Annotated in this window: 15 protein-coding genes; 9 read left to right on the top strand and 6 right to left on the bottom strand. The window is 60.9% G+C overall.

Going from position 1 to position 16,498, the window contains the following annotated elements:
* Positions 1–135 precede the first annotated feature (135 nt).
* The gene (locus U862_RS0116270) at positions 136–1,020 is read right to left on the bottom strand and encodes a LysR family transcriptional regulator (protein WP_025111364.1); all 885 of its coding nucleotides are present in this window, start codon (positions 1,018–1,020) and stop codon (positions 136–138) included.
* Positions 1,021–1,153: 133 nt separating this feature from the next.
* Here U862_RS0116270 and U862_RS0116265 point away from each other — a divergent pair, with 133 nt between their 5' ends.
* From U862_RS0116265 to U862_RS29205, 3 genes are all read left to right on the top strand, one after another.
* Positions 1,154–2,803 carry a GMC family oxidoreductase gene (locus U862_RS0116265; RefSeq protein ID WP_025111363.1) on the top strand — a complete coding sequence of 550 codons (1,650 nt, stop codon included), beginning with the start codon at positions 1,154–1,156 and terminating at the stop codon, positions 2,801–2,803.
* A gap of 146 nt (positions 2,804–2,949) precedes the next feature.
* The gene (locus tag U862_RS0116260) at positions 2,950–4,572 is read left to right on the top strand and encodes an MFS transporter (protein WP_025111362.1); all 1,623 of its coding nucleotides are present in this window, start codon (positions 2,950–2,952) and stop codon (positions 4,570–4,572) included.
* 132 nt (positions 4,573–4,704) lie between these two features.
* Positions 4,705–5,313, top strand: coding sequence for a hypothetical protein (locus U862_RS29205; protein WP_025111361.1), 609 nt, complete (start codon positions 4,705–4,707; stop codon positions 5,311–5,313).
* A gap of 86 nt (positions 5,314–5,399) precedes the next feature.
* Here the strand turns inward: U862_RS29205 and U862_RS0116250 are convergent, their stop codons facing one another.
* Positions 5,400–5,768, bottom strand: a complete 369-nt coding sequence (locus U862_RS0116250) for a DUF427 domain-containing protein (protein WP_025111360.1) — start codon at positions 5,766–5,768, stop codon at positions 5,400–5,402.
* Positions 5,769–5,893: 125 nt separating this feature from the next.
* On the bottom strand, positions 5,894–7,300 hold the full coding sequence (locus U862_RS0116245) for a serralysin family metalloprotease (RefSeq protein ID WP_049828018.1): 1,407 nt from the start codon (positions 7,298–7,300) through the stop codon (positions 5,894–5,896).
* A 280-nt stretch (positions 7,301–7,580) separates the two neighbouring features.
* On the opposite strand from U862_RS0116245, the gene U862_RS0116240 reads away from it, so the two are divergent.
* From U862_RS0116240 to U862_RS0116230, 3 genes are all read left to right on the top strand, one after another.
* Complete coding sequence (locus U862_RS0116240) at positions 7,581–9,527, top strand: DNA topoisomerase III (RefSeq protein WP_025111358.1); 1,947 nt, start codon at positions 7,581–7,583, stop codon at positions 9,525–9,527.
* Positions 9,528–9,574: 47 nt separating this feature from the next.
* Positions 9,575–10,078 (top strand): GNAT family N-acetyltransferase, encoded by a 504-nt coding sequence (locus U862_RS0116235; protein ID WP_025111357.1) that lies wholly within the window; start codon positions 9,575–9,577, stop codon positions 10,076–10,078.
* A gap of 511 nt (positions 10,079–10,589) precedes the next feature.
* A complete protein-coding gene (locus U862_RS0116230; RefSeq protein WP_025111356.1) occupies positions 10,590–10,919 on the top strand; it encodes a hypothetical protein in 330 nt (109 codons plus the stop codon).
* A 269-nt stretch (positions 10,920–11,188) separates the two neighbouring features.
* Here U862_RS0116230 and cynR read toward each other — a convergent pair whose 3' ends face one another.
* Entirely contained in the window at positions 11,189–12,079 is an 891-nt protein-coding gene (gene cynR / locus U862_RS0116225; protein WP_025111355.1) for a transcriptional regulator CynR, read from the bottom strand.
* 120 nt (positions 12,080–12,199) lie between these two features.
* On the opposite strand from cynR, the gene cynS reads away from it, so the two are divergent.
* From cynS to U862_RS0116210, 3 genes are all read left to right on the top strand, one after another.
* Positions 12,200–12,667: a cyanase gene (gene cynS / locus U862_RS0116220; protein WP_025111354.1), complete on the top strand. Its 468-nt coding sequence runs from the start codon at positions 12,200–12,202 to the stop codon at positions 12,665–12,667.
* Between the two features lie 81 nt (positions 12,668–12,748).
* Positions 12,749–12,985, top strand: coding sequence for a DUF2790 domain-containing protein (locus U862_RS0116215; RefSeq protein ID WP_025111353.1), 237 nt, complete (start codon positions 12,749–12,751; stop codon positions 12,983–12,985).
* A 12-nt stretch (positions 12,986–12,997) separates the two neighbouring features.
* Positions 12,998–13,657: a carbonic anhydrase gene (locus U862_RS0116210; protein WP_025111352.1), complete on the top strand. Its 660-nt coding sequence runs from the start codon at positions 12,998–13,000 to the stop codon at positions 13,655–13,657.
* Positions 13,658–13,720: 63 nt separating this feature from the next.
* Here U862_RS0116210 and U862_RS0116205 read toward each other — a convergent pair whose 3' ends face one another.
* Together U862_RS0116205 and glsB are read right to left on the bottom strand one after the other, a co-directional pair.
* The gene (locus U862_RS0116205) at positions 13,721–15,223 is read right to left on the bottom strand and encodes an aldehyde dehydrogenase family protein (RefSeq protein ID WP_025111351.1); all 1,503 of its coding nucleotides are present in this window, start codon (positions 15,221–15,223) and stop codon (positions 13,721–13,723) included.
* A gap of 201 nt (positions 15,224–15,424) precedes the next feature.
* On the bottom strand, positions 15,425–16,333 hold the full coding sequence (gene glsB, locus U862_RS0116200; RefSeq protein ID WP_025111350.1) for a glutaminase B: 909 nt from the start codon (positions 16,331–16,333) through the stop codon (positions 15,425–15,427).
* Positions 16,334–16,498 lie beyond the last annotated feature (165 nt).

The raw sequence follows: 16,498 nt of genomic DNA, 5'->3' as shown, positions 1-16,498 counted from the left end.
AATTTGACCGACACCGCAGAACCCTGTGGGAGCGGGCTTGCTCGCGAAGGCGTAGTGTCAGTCGATACCGATGTCACAGACATACCGCCTTCGCGAGCAAGCCCGCTCCCACAGGGGCATCTGTGCGGGGCCGGACTATCCGCGCAACATCCCCTGCTCCGCCTCGCACAACCCGACCACATAATCCCAGACCACCCGCAGCCGCACCGACTTGTGCAACTCGCGCCGGGTGCTGATCCAGTAACTGCGCTCGATGCTTTCATCCGGCAGCAATGGCACCAGATCCGGGTCGGACGCAGCCATGTAACAAGGCAACACTGCGATGCCCAATCCCGAACGCGCCGCCTCCTGCTGCGCAATAACGCTGGTGCTGTGGAACACAACGCGCGGGCTGCGGCAGAAGCTGTTGAGGAACATCAGCTCCTGGCTGAACAGCAGATCATCGACATAGCCAATCCACGCGTGCCGCCCGAGGTCTTCGCGGCTGCGCAAGGGTGGCGCGGTGTCGAGGTAGCGTTGGCTGGCATAGAGCGCGAGGCGGTAGTCGGTGAGTTTGCGGGTGACCAGCATGTCGGCGGCCGGGCGTTCGAGGTGGATACTGATTTCCGCCTCGCGATTAAGGATGCTGACGAAGCGCGGCACGGCGACCAGTTCCACTTCCAGCCCCGGGTAGCGCTCGAACAGGCCGATCATGCGGCTGGCGAGAAATTTTATGCCCAGACCTTCGGTGACGCCGACACGGATCTTGCCCAGCGGCGCGGTGGACTGGGTGATTTCTTCCTGCGCCAGCAGCGCGACGTTTTCCATGGCTTCGGCGTGCTTGAGCAGCGCCTCCCCCGCCGGGGTCATTTCGTAGCCTTGGGCGTGCTGCACGAACAGCGCAGTGCCGAGGCTTTTTTCGATGGCCTCGATGTGCCGGGCGACGGTGGCGTGGGTAGTGTTCAGGCGCCGGGCGGCGGTGAGCAGGCGGCCGCTGCGTTGCAGTTCGAGAAAAAACCGCAGGTCGTTCCAGTCGAACATGGCGGGTCCTTGTCAGCTATGGTCAGTTGAGGCTGTTTGAAAACGCACAGCGGCTGCGCAAAAACTAACATTCTTTTGACGAAAGCTAACAACTAGAGTGTCCGACAATAAAAACAAAAAGCGAGGTCAGGGAATGCAGACTTCCCTCAATGAATACGACTACATCGTGGTCGGCGCCGGTCCCGCCGGGTGCTTGCTGGCCAATCGACTGTCGGCGGATAAGCAACAGCGGGTGCTGCTGCTCGAAGCCGGTGGACGCGACAACTATGCGTGGATTCACATCCCCGTCGGTTACCTGTTCTGCATCGGCAACCCGCGCACCGACTGGTGCTTCAAGACCGAAGCGCAACCCGGCCTGCAGGGCCGCAGCCTGAGCTACCCGCGCGGCAAAGTGCTGGGTGGCTGCTCTTCCATCAACGGCATGATCTACATGCGCGGCCAGGCCGGCGACTATGACGGCTGGGCGGCCGAAGGCAATCCGGGCTGGGCCTGGAACGACGTGCTGCCCTTGTTCAAACAAAGCGAAAACCACTTTGCCGGCGCTGCCGAATTTCACGGTGCCCAAGGCGAATGGCGCGTCGAACAGCAGCGTCTGTCGTGGCCGATTCTTGATGCCTTCCGCAGCGCCGCCGAGCAGAGCGGCATCGCCAGCATCGACGACTTCAATCAGGGCGACAACGAGGGTTGCGGCTACTTCCAGGTCAACCAGAAGGCCGGGGTACGCTGGAACGCAGCCAAGGCCTTTCTCAAACCGATTCGTGACCGGGCCAATCTGGCAGTGCTGACCGGGGTCGAGGTGGATCGGGTGCTGCTGGAAAACGGCCGTGCGTCGAAGGTCAGTGCGCGTCATGACGGCCAGGTGCAAAGCTTCAAGGCGCGCAAGGAGATCATCCTCTGCGCCGGTGCTGTGGGGTCGCCGAGCATTCTGCAGCGCTCCGGAATCGGCCCGCGTCCATTGCTGGAGCGCCTCGGCATCGGCGTGATTCATGAGTTGCCGGGTGTCGGCGGCAACCTGCAGGATCACCTGCAACTGCGCCTGATCTACAAACTGCAAAACGCCCGCACGCTGAACCAGATCGCTGGCAGCGTGTGGGGCAAGATGGGCATGGGCCTGCGTTATCTGTATGACCGCAGCGGGCCGCTGTCGATGGCGCCGAGTCAACTCGGCGCGTTCGCCCGATCCGGGCCGGAGCAGACTTCGGCCAACCTCGAATACCATGTGCAGCCGCTGTCACTGGAGCGCTTTGGTGAGCCGTTGCACAGTTTCCCGGCGTTCACCGCATCGGTGTGCGATCTGCGCCCGCAGAGCCGTGGGCGGATCGAAATCCGCTCGACAGATCCGCAAGCCGCACCGCTGATCCAGCCCAATTACCTCAGCCATCCCGAAGATTTGCGCGTGGCTGCCGACGCGATCCGCCTGACCCGGCGCATCGTCAGCGCCCCGGCCCTGCAAGCGTTCAAACCGGTGGAGTACCTGCCCGGCGACAGCCTGCAAAGCGAAGCGCAACTGCACGAAGCCGCGGCGCGAATCGGCACGACGATTTTCCATCCGGTCGGCACCTGTCGCATGGGCAATGACGCTGAAGCGGTGGTCGATGCACAACTGCGCGTGCATGGCGTACCCGGCCTGCGCATTGCCGACGCATCGATCATGCCGCGCATCACCTCGGGCAACACCTGTTCGCCTACGCTGATGATTGCCGAGAAGGCCGCACAGCTGATTCTTGCTCCACCTGTAAACACCGCCCCTGTGGGAGCGAGCCTGCTCGCGATGACTGAATAACATTCAACATCTGCATTGGTGGATACACCGCTATCGCGAGCAGGCTCACTCCCACAAGGGGACCGCGTTCATTCAAGGCATCGCGCTTCATCCGGACACGCAACACCAGTGGAACAACAAAAACAATCACTGTGAGGGATATCGATATGTCGGAACACGCTCAGCCGCTGGACACCACGAGCGGTGCCAGCACCAGCAATGCCACGCAGAAAGTCATCTTCGCCTCGTCCCTGGGGACGGTGTTCGAGTGGTATGACTTCTTCCTTTACGGCGCTCTCGCGGCGGTGATCAGCAAGCAGTTTTTCGCCGGGGTCAACGACACTACAGCATTCATCTTCGCGCTGATGGCGTTCGCCGCCGGGTTTATCGTGCGGCCGTTCGGGGCGTTGGTGTTCGGTCGGTTGGGGGACATGATCGGACGCAAATACACCTTCCTCGCGACCATCATCCTGATGGGCATCGCGACCTTCTGCGTCGGCCTGCTGCCGACCTACGCCAGCATCGGCATCGCCGCTCCGATCATTCTGGTGGTGCTGCGCATGCTGCAGGGCCTGGCTTTGGGCGGTGAATACGGCGGCGCCGCGACTTACGTGGCGGAGCACGCGCCCATCGGCAAACGTGGTTTCCACACCAGCTGGATTCAGTCCACTGCGACGCTCGGCCTGCTGCTGTCGCTGCTGGTGGTGCTCGGCTGCCGCTACTTCACCGGCGATCAGTTTGAAGTCTGGGGCTGGCGCATACCGTTCCTGCTGTCGATTGTGCTGCTGGGCATTTCCACCTGGATCCGCCTGAGCCTGCACGAATCGCCGGCCTACCTGAAGATGAAAGAGGAAGGCAAAGCGTCCAAGGCACCGATCCGTGAATCCTTCGGTAAATGGGAAAACCTCAAGGTCGTGCTGATCGCCCTGTTCAGCATCAACGCCGGGCAAGCGGTGACCTTTTACGCGGCGCAATTCTACGTGCTGTTCTTCCTCACCCAGTTCCTGAAAATGGACCCGGCAGTCGCCAACAGTCTGCTGATCATCAGCGTAGTGATCGGCGCACCGTTCTTCATCATTTTCGGCTGGCTGTCGGACAAGGTCGGGCGTAAACCGGTGCTGATGCTCGGCCTGCTGCTGGCCACGGCACTGTACTTCCCGATTTTCAAATCCCTGGCCCACTACGCCAACCCGGCAATCGACCAGGCCAGCCGTCAGGCACCGATCACCGTGCTGGCGGACCCGGCAACCTGCACCTTCCAGTTCGACCCGGTGGGCAAAGCCAAATTCGACAGCCCGTGCGACAAGGTCAAAACCTTCCTGGTCAAACAGGGCCTGCCCTACTCCAGCGCCGCCGCCCCGGACGGCAGCGGGGTGCAGGTGAGCATCGGCGACATGAAGATCGACGGCTACGACGAAGCCGCCCTGCGCGGCGCAGTCACCCTCGCCGGCTACCCGCAACAGGCGGATCTGCAGCAGATCAACAAACCGATGATCGTGGCCCTGATCGTCGCGCTGATCATCATCTCGGCGATGTGCTACGGCCCGCTGGCCGCGCTGATGGTCGAGTTGTTCCCGACGCGTATCCGCTACACCTCGATGTCCCTGCCGTACCACATCGGCAACGGCTGGTTTGGCGGATTTCTGCCGACGGTGTCGTTCGCGCTGGTGGTGTACACCGGGGATATTTTCTATGGGCTGTGGTACCCGGTGCTGATTACCGGGGTGAGCCTGGTGGTGGGGATGATCTGTCTGCGCGAGACCAAAAATATCGATCTGGACAAGAACTGAGTGCTGCATCCAATCCGCTTCAGGGCAATCTGAAGCGGATTTCTTGTGTCGTCAGCCGGCGTCGACAGAGTGATGGCTTTTAAATATCATTCGTGCCCGTTCAACGCCGTCAGATGACAAGGATCAGTCTCAATGAACGATCAATACGTGCGCATTTCCTGCCCTACTCTGCTGCCCCTGCAACCGGTCATGCAGAGCTGGATAGCCTGCACCGAACGCTATATCCGCGTCTGGGACGCCGATGACCTGCCCTACTGGTACAACGAACAGGCCAACGTCAGCATTTTGGCCGGCGCCGCGTGGAAAGCCGACTGGACCGCCATCGAGGAATACCAGATCAGCAAGATCGCGACCGAGGCCAGTGAAAAAACCACCTCGATCGGCCGCAACGACTTGTACATCGCCAACGATGAATGGGGTTACTGCATTGAGGCCAAGGTCAGCTATGTCGCCATCGATGACCTGCTGAATGCGCAAAAGCGCATTCTGGAAAAATGCGCGTTGGCCAGCGACGATGCCCGCAGGCTCGACTATCACGAACCCCGTTTGGGAGCAGTGTTTATTGCCCCGCATTCGTTGGGCGTTCAGGCAAGCAGTGAGCAGATCCAGGCCTTCAAGGAAATGCTGCACGCCTTGCCCAGTGACGCGCTAGCCTGGGTTACCCCGGACAATGCGCAGAAAACCCGCAGCCATGACAACAAGTTTTACCCGCTGGTGGCTCTGCTGTTGCTGAGGGCCTGAGCAGGCAAGACATGGCCTGGCCGGTAAAAACGACAAGAGCAAAAGGGCACGGGCTTGTCGCTCAGGACGAGCCTGCGCCGATGACCTCAGATCTCCGGTTTGATCACCTCAAACTTCACCTGATCCGGATAAAACGCCACATAGTCCTTGATCTGCTGGACCGAGATTTTCGGCTTCTCGTACGTCCACACCGCATTCGCCCCCTCATGCCCCGGCACTTGCAGGCTGAAGTAATTGGCATCGCCCTTGTACGGGCAGTAACTGGTGTGGTCGGTGCGGGCGAAGTATTTCTCGTCGATGTCTTCGCGGGGGACGTAGTACACCGGCGGGTAATTGGCCTCGTTGAGGATCAGCACGTGGGAGGACGCAGCGACCTGAATGCCGTGGAATTTCACCAGCAGGCAACCGGGGAGTTCTTCGAGATTGATGACAGGGTTGAGGCCGGAGCTTTTCATTGGGGGTTCTCCTGAATACGGCGAAGAGACCGGTTCAGGTATAGCCCATAGGTTCAGGCCAGGGTGGTTTTGCAGCCGAACGGCCAACAGCCCTCTCCCACGGGGAGAGGGCTGCTCTTCAGGCATCAGGCAACAATATCAGTCGCCACCGCCTGCCCTACCACACCCACGGCAAAATCAACCTGCCCCTGCCCTGTCAGATCGATCAGCAGCCCGGTCTGACCGTTTTGCGCGTAGTACGTCAGGATCGCATCGCCCGCATGGCCGGTGAAATTGCTGACGAAGTTCAGTGAAGCTGCGCCCGTGGCAAAAGCGGCGATGCCCGAGAGGTCAATCTTGTCCAGGCCGCTCTTGAAATCCATGATCCAGTCCGTCTGGTTGTCGGTCGAGTCGCTGGCCGCGCCGAACACGAAGGTGTCTGCACCCTCGCCGCCCCACAGCACATCCGCGCCACCGCCGCCGTAAAGGATGTCGTTGCCGGCACCACCGAACAGGTGGTTGATCGCCGAATTACCGATCAGCAAATCATTGCCCGAACCGCCAACGGCGTTTTCCACGGTCACGCCGTAAGCGATCGACACGTTGCCAACCAGCCCGCCCACGTCAGAGAACGAACCCTCATTGAGGTTGATCTTCTGGTTCTGGGTGAAACCGGAGAAGTTCAGGGTGTCATCGCCGCCACCGTCCCACACCGAGAACACCAGTTTGGACGACGCTGACGTCGCGCTGTAGTAATCACGGCCGGCGTTGGAGCCGAAACCGTAGGTGGTGTTATCGGCACGGGTCTCGTAGTTGGCGCCGTAGAGTTTCTGCACCGCAACGATATCGTCCAGCAGTGGCGCCGAGGCGTAGGCGCCGCTGCCGTCCTTGCTGAAGTTCTGGTCGGTGTTGGCTTCGCTCCAGTAGCTCATCAGGCTATAGCCGCGGGTGTCTTCGGCGTACTTGGCGTCGTTGTAGGTCGGGTTGCCGTTACCAGCGTTGTAGGCGCCCGGGTGCGACAGGCCGAGGGTATGACCGATCTCGTGAGTCAGCGTCTGGCGCCCGTAGTTGTTGGTGTCCGGGGTCTTGTTGACCTGATACTGGTTGTTGATCAGGTACCACGACTGGCCGTCATAACTGCCGCCGCTCGGCAGGTAGGCGAACGCCGCGCCGCCCGTGCTGACGTCGTAGTTGCCGAAGGTCATGTGGCCGTCGCCGCCCTTGCCTTCGGTGAAAGTCACCTTCGCCACGTCGGCCCAGGATTGCATGGAGAGCACGGCCTGGGCCTTCTGCTGCGCACTGAACTGGCTGAAGTTGCCAAGGTTGGGGTTGTAGTTGGCCGGTTTTTCGGTCAGGAAGGTGTAGCTGAGGGAGATTTTGCCGTCGCCGTTCTTGTCGTGCCACGACAGGTTTTTGCGCAGGATTTCGTCCGCTGCCTGGTCGGCGGTAAACGACGGTTTGCCATTGACCAGACCGACACCGCGATCATACAAGTGGCTGAAGGCATTCACTTCGTCATAGGCGCTGCTGGTTTTTGCTTTGGCTTGAGCCATGGTGGGACTTCCTTGTTTCAGAGTGGTCAGTGCGTTCGGACCCTGGCGATCTTCTGGCGAGATCGTCCTGTCACTCGCGTTTCTTGAAAGGCCCGATGAACCTGCCATGCCTGGCAAGCGCCGCACCATTCGATTTCTCGATAGTGGTGCGCGGCGTCCCGGTAATACCGGTCATCCCCGGCAACGTTTTTATCTGTATATCCATACAGATAAAAGTTGCCCCGAACGCCAACTGCGGCCATTCTGTGCACCTTCAGTGAACTGATCGACGACGGTGGTTATGCGGCTGTACCTCTGTGAAAAACCTTCCCAGGCCAAAGACATTGCGGCCGTGCTCGGCGCAAAGCGTCGGGGCGACGGCTGCTGGCTGGGAACAGACGTCACGGTGACCTGGTGCATCGGCCACTTGCTGGAGACCGCGCCGCCGGATGCGTACGACGCCCGCTACAAGCGCTGGGTGCTGGCGGATCTGCCGATCATCCCGGACACGTGGAAGATGACCGTCAAGCCGCGCACGGCCAGCCAGTACAAAGCGGTCAAGCGCCTGCTCAGCGAGGCCAGCGAACTGATCATCGCCACCGACGCCGACCGCGAGGGCGAGATGATTGCCCGGGAACTGGTCGAGCACTGCCGCTATCGCGGGCCGATCCGCCGCTTGTGGCTGTCGGCGCTGGACGAGGCCTCGATCCGCAAGGCCCTCGCCGCACTGAAGCCGGGGGCGGAAACCTTCAGCCTGTATCACTCGGCGCTGGGGCGCTCGCGGGCCGACTGGCTGATCGGCATGAACATGAGCCGCCTGTTCACCTTACTTGGCCGCCAGTCCGGCTATCAGGGCGTGCTGCCGGTCGGTCGGGTGCAGACGCCGACGTTGCGGCTGGTGGTCGACCGCGACCGTAGCATCGCCGATTTCGTGCCGGTGCCGTATTGGGCGATTGATGTGCAACTGCTGCACAACGGCACGCCATTCACCGCGCAATGGCGTGCGCCCAGCGACGTTTGCGACGATCAGGATCGCTGCCTGAACCAGGCGCTGGCCCAACAGGCCGCCGCCGCCATCAACGGCGCCGCCAGTGCGCGGGTGGTCAAGCTGCGCACCGAACGCATGCGCGAAGTGGCGCCGCTGCCCTTCGACCTCGGCACCCTGCAGGAAGTCTGCTCGAAGAAACTCGGCCTCGGCGCCCAGGAAACCCTCGACATCGCCCAGGCGCTCTACGAAACCTACAAAGTTGTCACCTACCCGCGCAGCGACTGCGGCTTCCTGCCGCTGAGCCAGCACAGCGAGGCGCCGGGGATACTCGCGGCACTGCGTCAGGCCGATCCAGGCCTTGAAGCATTGAACGGCCACCTTGACCCTCAGCGCCGCTCTCGGGCATGGAACGACGCCAAGGTCAGCGCTCACCACGGCATCATTCCCACCGCTGCAGCGAAAAACCTTGAGCGCCTGAGCGGCAAACACCGGGCGGTGTACACCCTGATTCGCGCCCGCTATCTGGCGCAGTTTCTGCCCAACCATGAATACGATCGCACCCAGGCCGATTTCGATTGCGCCGGTGAAGCACTGCGCGCGGTTGGCAAGCAGATCATCGAACCAGGCTGGAAACGCGCCTTGCCCGAAGCCCTGGCGCCGGCCAAGGGCCGTGAAGCACCTGCACCGCAAACCCTGCCGACGCTAAGCCAGGGTGTCGATTGCGCCGTGGCGGGCGTGAACCTCAAGGACCTCTGGACCCAACCGCCCAAGCCCTACACCGAGGGCGATCTGATCAAGGCGATGAAGAACGTCGCCAGACTGGTGGAAGATCCGCTGCTCAAACAGAAACTCAAGGACACCACCGGCATCGGCACCGAAGCGACTCGCGCCTCGATCATTCAAGGCCTGCTGGACCGTGGTTATCTGATAAAGAACGGCAAGGCACTGGCCGCGACACCGGCCGCCTTCAGCCTGATCGACGCTGTGCCCCGGGCGATTGCCGACCCCGGCACCACCGCCATCTGGGAACAGGCGCTGGACATGGTGCAAAGCGGTGAAATGAGCCTGGAAGAGTTCGTCACCAAACAAGCGGCGTGGATGAGCAAGCAGGTCACACGCTGTTCTGCGCTGAGCCTGACCATCAGCGGCCCGCCACCTGCGGGCAAAGCGGCGGCACCGTGGAAGAAGAAACGTAAATCGACGCGTAGTAAAACCGCCGGCCCAGCCAAACGCACGGCGAAACCTGCGGCCAAAAAATAAAACCCGCTAAGGTTCCTGAAAGGTGCCCCCTTTCAGGAACCCTGTGCATGCCCACCCTCGAACTGCTTGCTGCCCACCGTGACGAACTGCAGACCATCGAAAACCTGATGCAGTTCTACATGCATGACTTCAGTGAATGGCTGCCACTGAAATTCGCCGAGCATGGCTTCTACAGCATCCACCTCAAAGAAGACTACTGGCGTAACCCTGCCACCCAGCCGTTCCTGATTCGTGTCGACGGTGAACTGGCCGGGTTCGTGATCATCGACAACGACACCCTCATCGACGGTGCCGAATACAACATCAGCTACTTCTTCCTCGCCCGACGCTTCCGTGGCCAAGGCGTCGCGCAGTTTGTCGTCTCTGCCCTCTTGAGTCGGTTGCCTGGTCAATGGCAGATTTTCCACATCGACGCCAACCTGCCTGCGCAGCGCTTCTGGGCCAGGTTGATCCCCGAATTGACTGCGGGCCAATTCACCCGCCAACAGCGCCACGTGGACGGTTATCCCTGCACCTTCTACGTCCTGCGCGCGCCCGTGCCCGTTGCCTGAACGGAACTTTTCTCATTCCAAAACAGCTTTGTCCGACAATATGTAGTGAGAAAAAATAATCACTACAAAACCGTTGACGGCGTCGTTTTGCTTTTGCATGATGAAGACGTTCCCCGATCGGGAACATCGGTAACACGCTTGAGCAAACTCGTCTGACCGCCGAGTTGTTTTTTCCGGATACACGCTGCCCACAAGGCAGATTGAAGAAGCTGACCTGGCCTGAACGTCCAGTACAAGGACGAGAAGCGCTGGCGAAAATTCTCAAGACGCTTGTGGTCGACCCTGAGAACGTCGTCAAGGAGCCTCCCGGTTTTCGCTGCTTCTCCTCGTTGTGACGCTATTGCGTAGCAGTTATTCAACACGACTACATGCAACAGACGCATGACCCCGTACTTCTCACGGGCGACCGCTGACGTCCTGGTTTCGGTGCCAGGGATCAACTAACCGATGGGCTACCTGTATTAGCGAATCAACTTTGAAAGATCACCAGACTGGTCAAGGGGCAAACATCATGAATCTGAACAATCAACCTACTGTCGAAGAACTGGCTCGTATGTTCGCTGCGCAAAAAGACAGCCACGACAGCCACATTCTCTGGATCAGCAAGTCGGGTCAGGTGCATATCGACTGCCTGTCGCCCCATACTGGTGAAGAAGAATTCGACCGCAGCAACCAGAACCTGCTGGCCCGCCTGAAGATGTACCGCCGCGGCCACGGTTATGTCGGCAAAAAAGCCGCGGCCGACAAAGACTTCATCGGCAATGTACTGCAGACGCTGAAACAGGCGTGGGACTCGATGCAGAACAACAATGAAGTTCGGGTGATTGACCGCTTCTACTGATTTACAACTTCAATAATAAAAAGGGCCTGCTCTCTGCTGCTTAACAAGCAGCAAGAGCAGGCCCTTTTTTATATTCAGCATTGCGGTAGGTCATTCAATACTGATGTGTCTGAACCAACGCGATCGCGAGCAGGCTCACTCCTACAGGGTTCAGTGGTGTGAAACCCACAACCGTGTGGGAGCGGGCTTGCTCGCGAATGGGCCGTGTCAGTCACCATCACATCAACTGACACACCGCTTTCGCGAGCAAGCCCGCCCCCACAGGGGGACTATGTCGTTGGTGCAGTTTTCGTTTGCAGCACCAACTCCACAAAGGCCAGCGCCGCTGCACTGTGATAATTGTTCCTGCGCCGCAACAACGCCGCCCCGCGCTGCGGTGCTTCGTTCTCGATTGGCAGCCGACGCAGCGCCCGGTCCTCGGTGGCAATCGCCTCCGGCAACATCGTCGCCATTGGCGAATGGCGCACCACTTCCAATAACGTACTCACCGAGTTCACCTCGATCCGCACCTGCGGGGTAATCCCCTGCTGACGGAAATACTCATCGATCGATAACCGCGTGATGAAGTCCGGCGCGAGCAAAGCGAAATCCAGTTGCGCAAGATCACTCGCAGTCAGCACCGAGGTACTGTCGTACAGCGGATGTTCGCGCCCGACCATGATCCCCAGGGTTTCGGTAAACGCCGGGATGCACTCGATGTCCGGGTTGCGCACCGGCGTAAAGGCAATGGCGATGTCCAGCGAGTCGTCCGCCAGCCCCGCTTCGATGTCGTCCATCGACAGCTCGAAAATCTGCAGATGAATCCCGGGAAACCGTGCCGCGTAATCACGCACCAAAGGCCCGACCAGATAGGCCATGAACGTCGGGGTCATGGCCAGGCGCACGTTGCCGCGCGACAAATCCCGCACGTCATGCAACGCCCGCTTGCCCGCCTCCAGCTCCACCAGCACCCGCCGCGCACATTCGATGTAGGCCTCGCCAGCATCGGTGGGCTTGACCGTGCGCGAAGTGCGGTCGAACAGGTTCACCCCCAGGGTTTCCTCCAGTTGGCGGATCTGTTGCGACAGGGTCGGCTGCGACACATGCAAGGCCTCCGCCGCCCGGGTGAAACCGCCGTGATCGGCCACGGCCAGCAGATAACGCAAATGTCGCAGCAACATGGAGCTCACCATCTATAGGCAGGACTTATGCGAAGTATTGTATATCGGTCTTGGACGCTATGGATAAATCGGCAGAAGATTGCTCCCACACAGCAAGCCAACCTTGAAAGGAGTGACACCATGCAACAGTCCCACGCCTACAACGATGCCAGCCTGGCCCTGACCACCCGCATTCTTGACATCAAGGCACGCAAAGGCCTGTCGTGGCAGGATCTGGCCGACGACACCGGTCTGAGCCTGGCCTACGTCACCGCTGCCCTGCTCGGCCAGCACCCGTTGCCGCAAGACGCCGCGCAAGTGGTCGGCGACAAACTTGAACTGGACGCCGACGCCATCGCCGCCCTGCAGATCATCCCGCTGCGCGGCAGCCTCGCCGGCGTGCCGACCGACCCGACCATCTACCGCTTCCACGAGATGATCCAGATCTACGGCACCACCCTCAAAGCCTTGGTGCACGAGCAGTTCGGCGACGGCATCATCAGCGCCATCAACTTCAAGCTCGACATCAAGAAAGTCGAAGACCCGGAAGGCGGCTCCCGCGCCGTTGTCACCCTCGACGGCAAGTTCCTGCCGCTGCGTCCCTTCTGATCCATCCCAGCCCGCACCCTCGGTGCGGGCCACCCCACACTTTCATTGCAACCCTTCCCCAATTCGTCTGGAGGCTGCCCCATGCAAAAAATTCTGCTGGCCCTTGCTCTGCTTGCCGGCCTGTCCGCTCAGGCCCACGCCGATGAAGACGCCGTCGCCTACCGCTACGGCATGCAACTGGACATCGCCCAAGTACTGAGCATCACCCCGGTTGCCGACGTCTGTGGCGTGGTGCCGGTGGAGATGACGTATCTGGACAGCAACGGTGGCAAGCACATTCTTCAATACAGCGAATTCGGCAACGGTTGCTCCAACTAAGAGGACTGCACCATGAAAAGCCTGATCGACGGTTTCCTGAAGTTCCAGAACGAAGCCTTCCCGCAACGCACTGAACTGTTCAAACACTTGGCGACCACCCAACAACCCGGAACCTTGTTCATCACCTGCTCCGACAGCCGTGTGGTACCGGAACTGCTGACTCAGCAAGAACCCGGCGAGCTGTTCGTGATCCGCAACGCAGGCAATATCGTGCCGTCCTACAGCCCGCATCCGGGCGGGGTTTCGGCAACGGTGGAATACGCAGTGGCGGTGCTGGGTGTGACTGACATCGTGATCTGCGGCCACTCCGACTGCGGCGCGATGACCGCGATTGCCAAGTGCAAATGCATGGATCACCTGCCAGCGGTCAGCGGCTGGCTGCAACACGCCGAGTCGGCGAAAGTGGTGAACGAGGCGCGCCCGCATGCCAATGACGCGGCCAAATTGAGTTCGATGGTGCGCGAGAATGTGATCGCGCAACTGGCGAACATCCAGACCCACCCGAGTGTGCGCCTGGCACAGGAGAAAGGCCTGTTGAACCTGCATGGCTGGGTGTATGACATCGAGACAGGCTCGATCGATGCACTGTCGGCAGACCGCCGCACATTCGTACCGCTGGCTGAGCAGCCAGCGACTTGCGCGGTGCAGGCAAACACCACCGCAGCGGCGTGAAGGAGAACACTGCAACTCTGTGGCGAGGGAGCGTGCTCCTTCGCCACAGCCATGGTGTTCACATCAGCGTTTTACGCTCAGATCAACTTGAGTCATGCGGCTGCGAACCGTGAACACCCCATCCCCCGACAGAATCGCACTGCGCGCAAACAAGCGCCCGCTCTCCCAGTTCGAAAGCCCCAGTTCCGGCTTGTTCAGCGCGTATTGACCGTCCACCCAACGGGTAATCCCGTTACCCACAAACGGCGCATTCACCGCGTTGTAAAAACGCTCCTGAACAGCAGCCTCCTCGCTGATCAGCGACACCGTGAATTGCGGGCTGTAGCGGTTGAACAGAGCAGTTGCCTGCTCCAGATCATCGACAATCATCAGGCTGACTTCCGGGGTTTCTTCCCATTCCCACTCGCGGCCCAGCTCGGACTCCGCCAGCGCTTCGGCCAGGGCTTCGGTCTGATAACCCTCGGCGCGATAGACCTCCACCGTCGCGTTCTGCCAGTCAGCCGGCAGATAACTTTCACTGCCGTCGACGATGTGCAATTTGCAGCCCTGCCCGCGCGCGGCACCGGCCTGTTGCAGGGCGTCGAGGAACAGCGGCAGCAGTTCGGCGGCACGATCACGTTGGATCAGGCAGACATTCAGCGTATTGCAGACTTTGCGATCCAGCGAGTTGCGCACCACGGCGGCGAAGCGGCTGGCGTCGGCGTCACGATCAGCAATTAGCCACGCGCCACCGGTGCCGTGCAGACTGACCGCCGTGCCCGCCTGCTGGGCGATGCTGCCCAACTGACTGACTGCACGGCCTGACCCCCGGGCCACCGCCAGCGACAAACGCCGGTCAGCGAACATCGCCCAACCGGCGGCGTGATTGACGCTTTCCACCAACGACACCGCACCGGCGGGCAAGCCAGCCTCTGCCAGCGCCGGGTTCAAAGCGTGAGTGACGATCGCTTGCGCCGTGCCCAACGCATCGCTGCCGATGCGCAACACCGCGGTATTGCCAGTGCGCAAGACCCCGGCGGCGTCGGCGAAGACGTTCGGCCGCCCTTCAAACACGAAGGCCACAATGCCCAGCGGCGACACCACTTGCTCGACCTTCCAGCCGTCGTGTTCGACGCTGCTGATGACCTTGCCGCGCGTGGCCGGCGCATCCCGCCAGGCACGCAGGCCGGCGATCATGTCGCGGCGCATGCGCTCGTCGGCGAGCAGTCGGGTGGTAGAGCGGCCACGGGCCTTGGCGCGCTCGATGTCGGCCAGGTTAGCCGCTTCGATCAAGGCCCAGCACGCCGGGGTTTGCAGGCGTTGCGCGAACAGATCGAAAAAGCGGCTGATGGCCTCGTCGGACACCGACGACAATGCAGTGAAGGCCGCTTCTGCACGTTCGATCGCCACCGCAGCGGCCTGTTGATCGATGACCGGAATCAGCAACAGTTCGCCACTGACCTGCTCGACCAGCAGGTGGTCACCAGGCTGAAACCGCGCCGCCAGTTCGGGGCTGACCACGGTCACGCGGTTACCAGCGAAAGGGATCGGCGTGCCAGCGACTAGACGTTCGAGCGCAAGAGACATGAAGCGGATTCACCATAGGAGGGGCGGCCGGAAAATGTAGCGGATTCTTCGCTGAAACACACCTACCTCAAACACCACAAGACCTAGTGGGAGCGGGCTTGCTCGCGAAGAGGCCGGTACATTCAATATTCATGTTGATTGTGCCGACGCCTTCGCGAGCAAGCCCGCTCCCACAGGGGTTTGTCGTGTTTGGCGGATCGGTCAGAACACCGACCAGCCAATCCGCGAACTGAGCATCTCCAGCGCCGCCATCCCCGCCAGCGAATTGCCGGCGGCGTTAAGCTCCGGCGACCACACGCACACCGTGAACTGCCCCGGCACCACCGCGACAATCCCGCCGCCGACCCCGCTCTTGCCCGGCAGACCGACGCGGTAAGCAAAGTTGCCCGCCTCGTCGTACAAACCACTGGTGGCCATGATCGAGTTGACTTGCTGGGTCTGGCGCCGGGTGAGGATCTGTTCGCCGCTGTGTTTGCAGAAACCGTCGTTGGCGAGGAAGCAGAACGCCCGCGCTAGGTCGATGCAGTTCATGCGCAACGCGCAGTGGCTGAAGTAACTGCGCAGCACCGCTTCGACGTCGTTGTGAAAGTTGCCGAACGATTGCATCAGGTACGCCATCGCTGCGTTGCGGGCGCGATGCTGATACTCGGACTCGGCAACCTTGCCGTCGACGATCACCTGCGGATTGCCCGACAGGCGCCGCACGAAGTCACGCATCGACAAGGCCGGCGCGGCGAAGCGCGATTGGTTGATGTCGCAGATCACCAGTGCCCCGGCGTTGATGAACGGGTTGCGCGGGCGCCCGCGCTCGAACTCCAGTTGCACCAGCGAGTTGAACGGCTGGCCGGACGGCTCGTGACCCAGACGGTCCCAGATGGCCTCGCCGGAGTGCTCGATGGCCTGCACCAGGCTGAACACTTTGGAAATACTCTGCACCGAGAACGGCGTCTCGGCGTCGCCGGCGCAATACATTTCGCCGTCGTTGCCATACACCGCAATGCCCAGTTGATCGGCCGGCACAGTGCCGAGGGCAGGAATGTAATCAGCCACTTTGCCCTGCCCGATCAGGGGCCGGACTGCGTCAAGAATCTCGTTCAACAGCGCTTGCATGCCGGGTTCCGAAGTCTCGCCCCATGGGATTGCGGGGACACTGGGGCTAGACGCTGCGCAACTGCAACGAATCACACTGGATGACACACTGAAAATCCAAATGCGCGAGTGATGGTGAATGAAGGATTTGCGGCTGGCCGAGATCGAAGGTGGGAGTGGGCTTGC

It is taken from the genome of Pseudomonas sp. H1h, from assembly GCF_000633255.1.
GTDB lineage: Bacteria > Pseudomonadota > Gammaproteobacteria > Pseudomonadales > Pseudomonadaceae > Aquipseudomonas.
The sequence above is the reverse complement of the archived record's forward strand: the minus strand, read 5'-3'. Positions and strand labels throughout refer to the sequence as shown.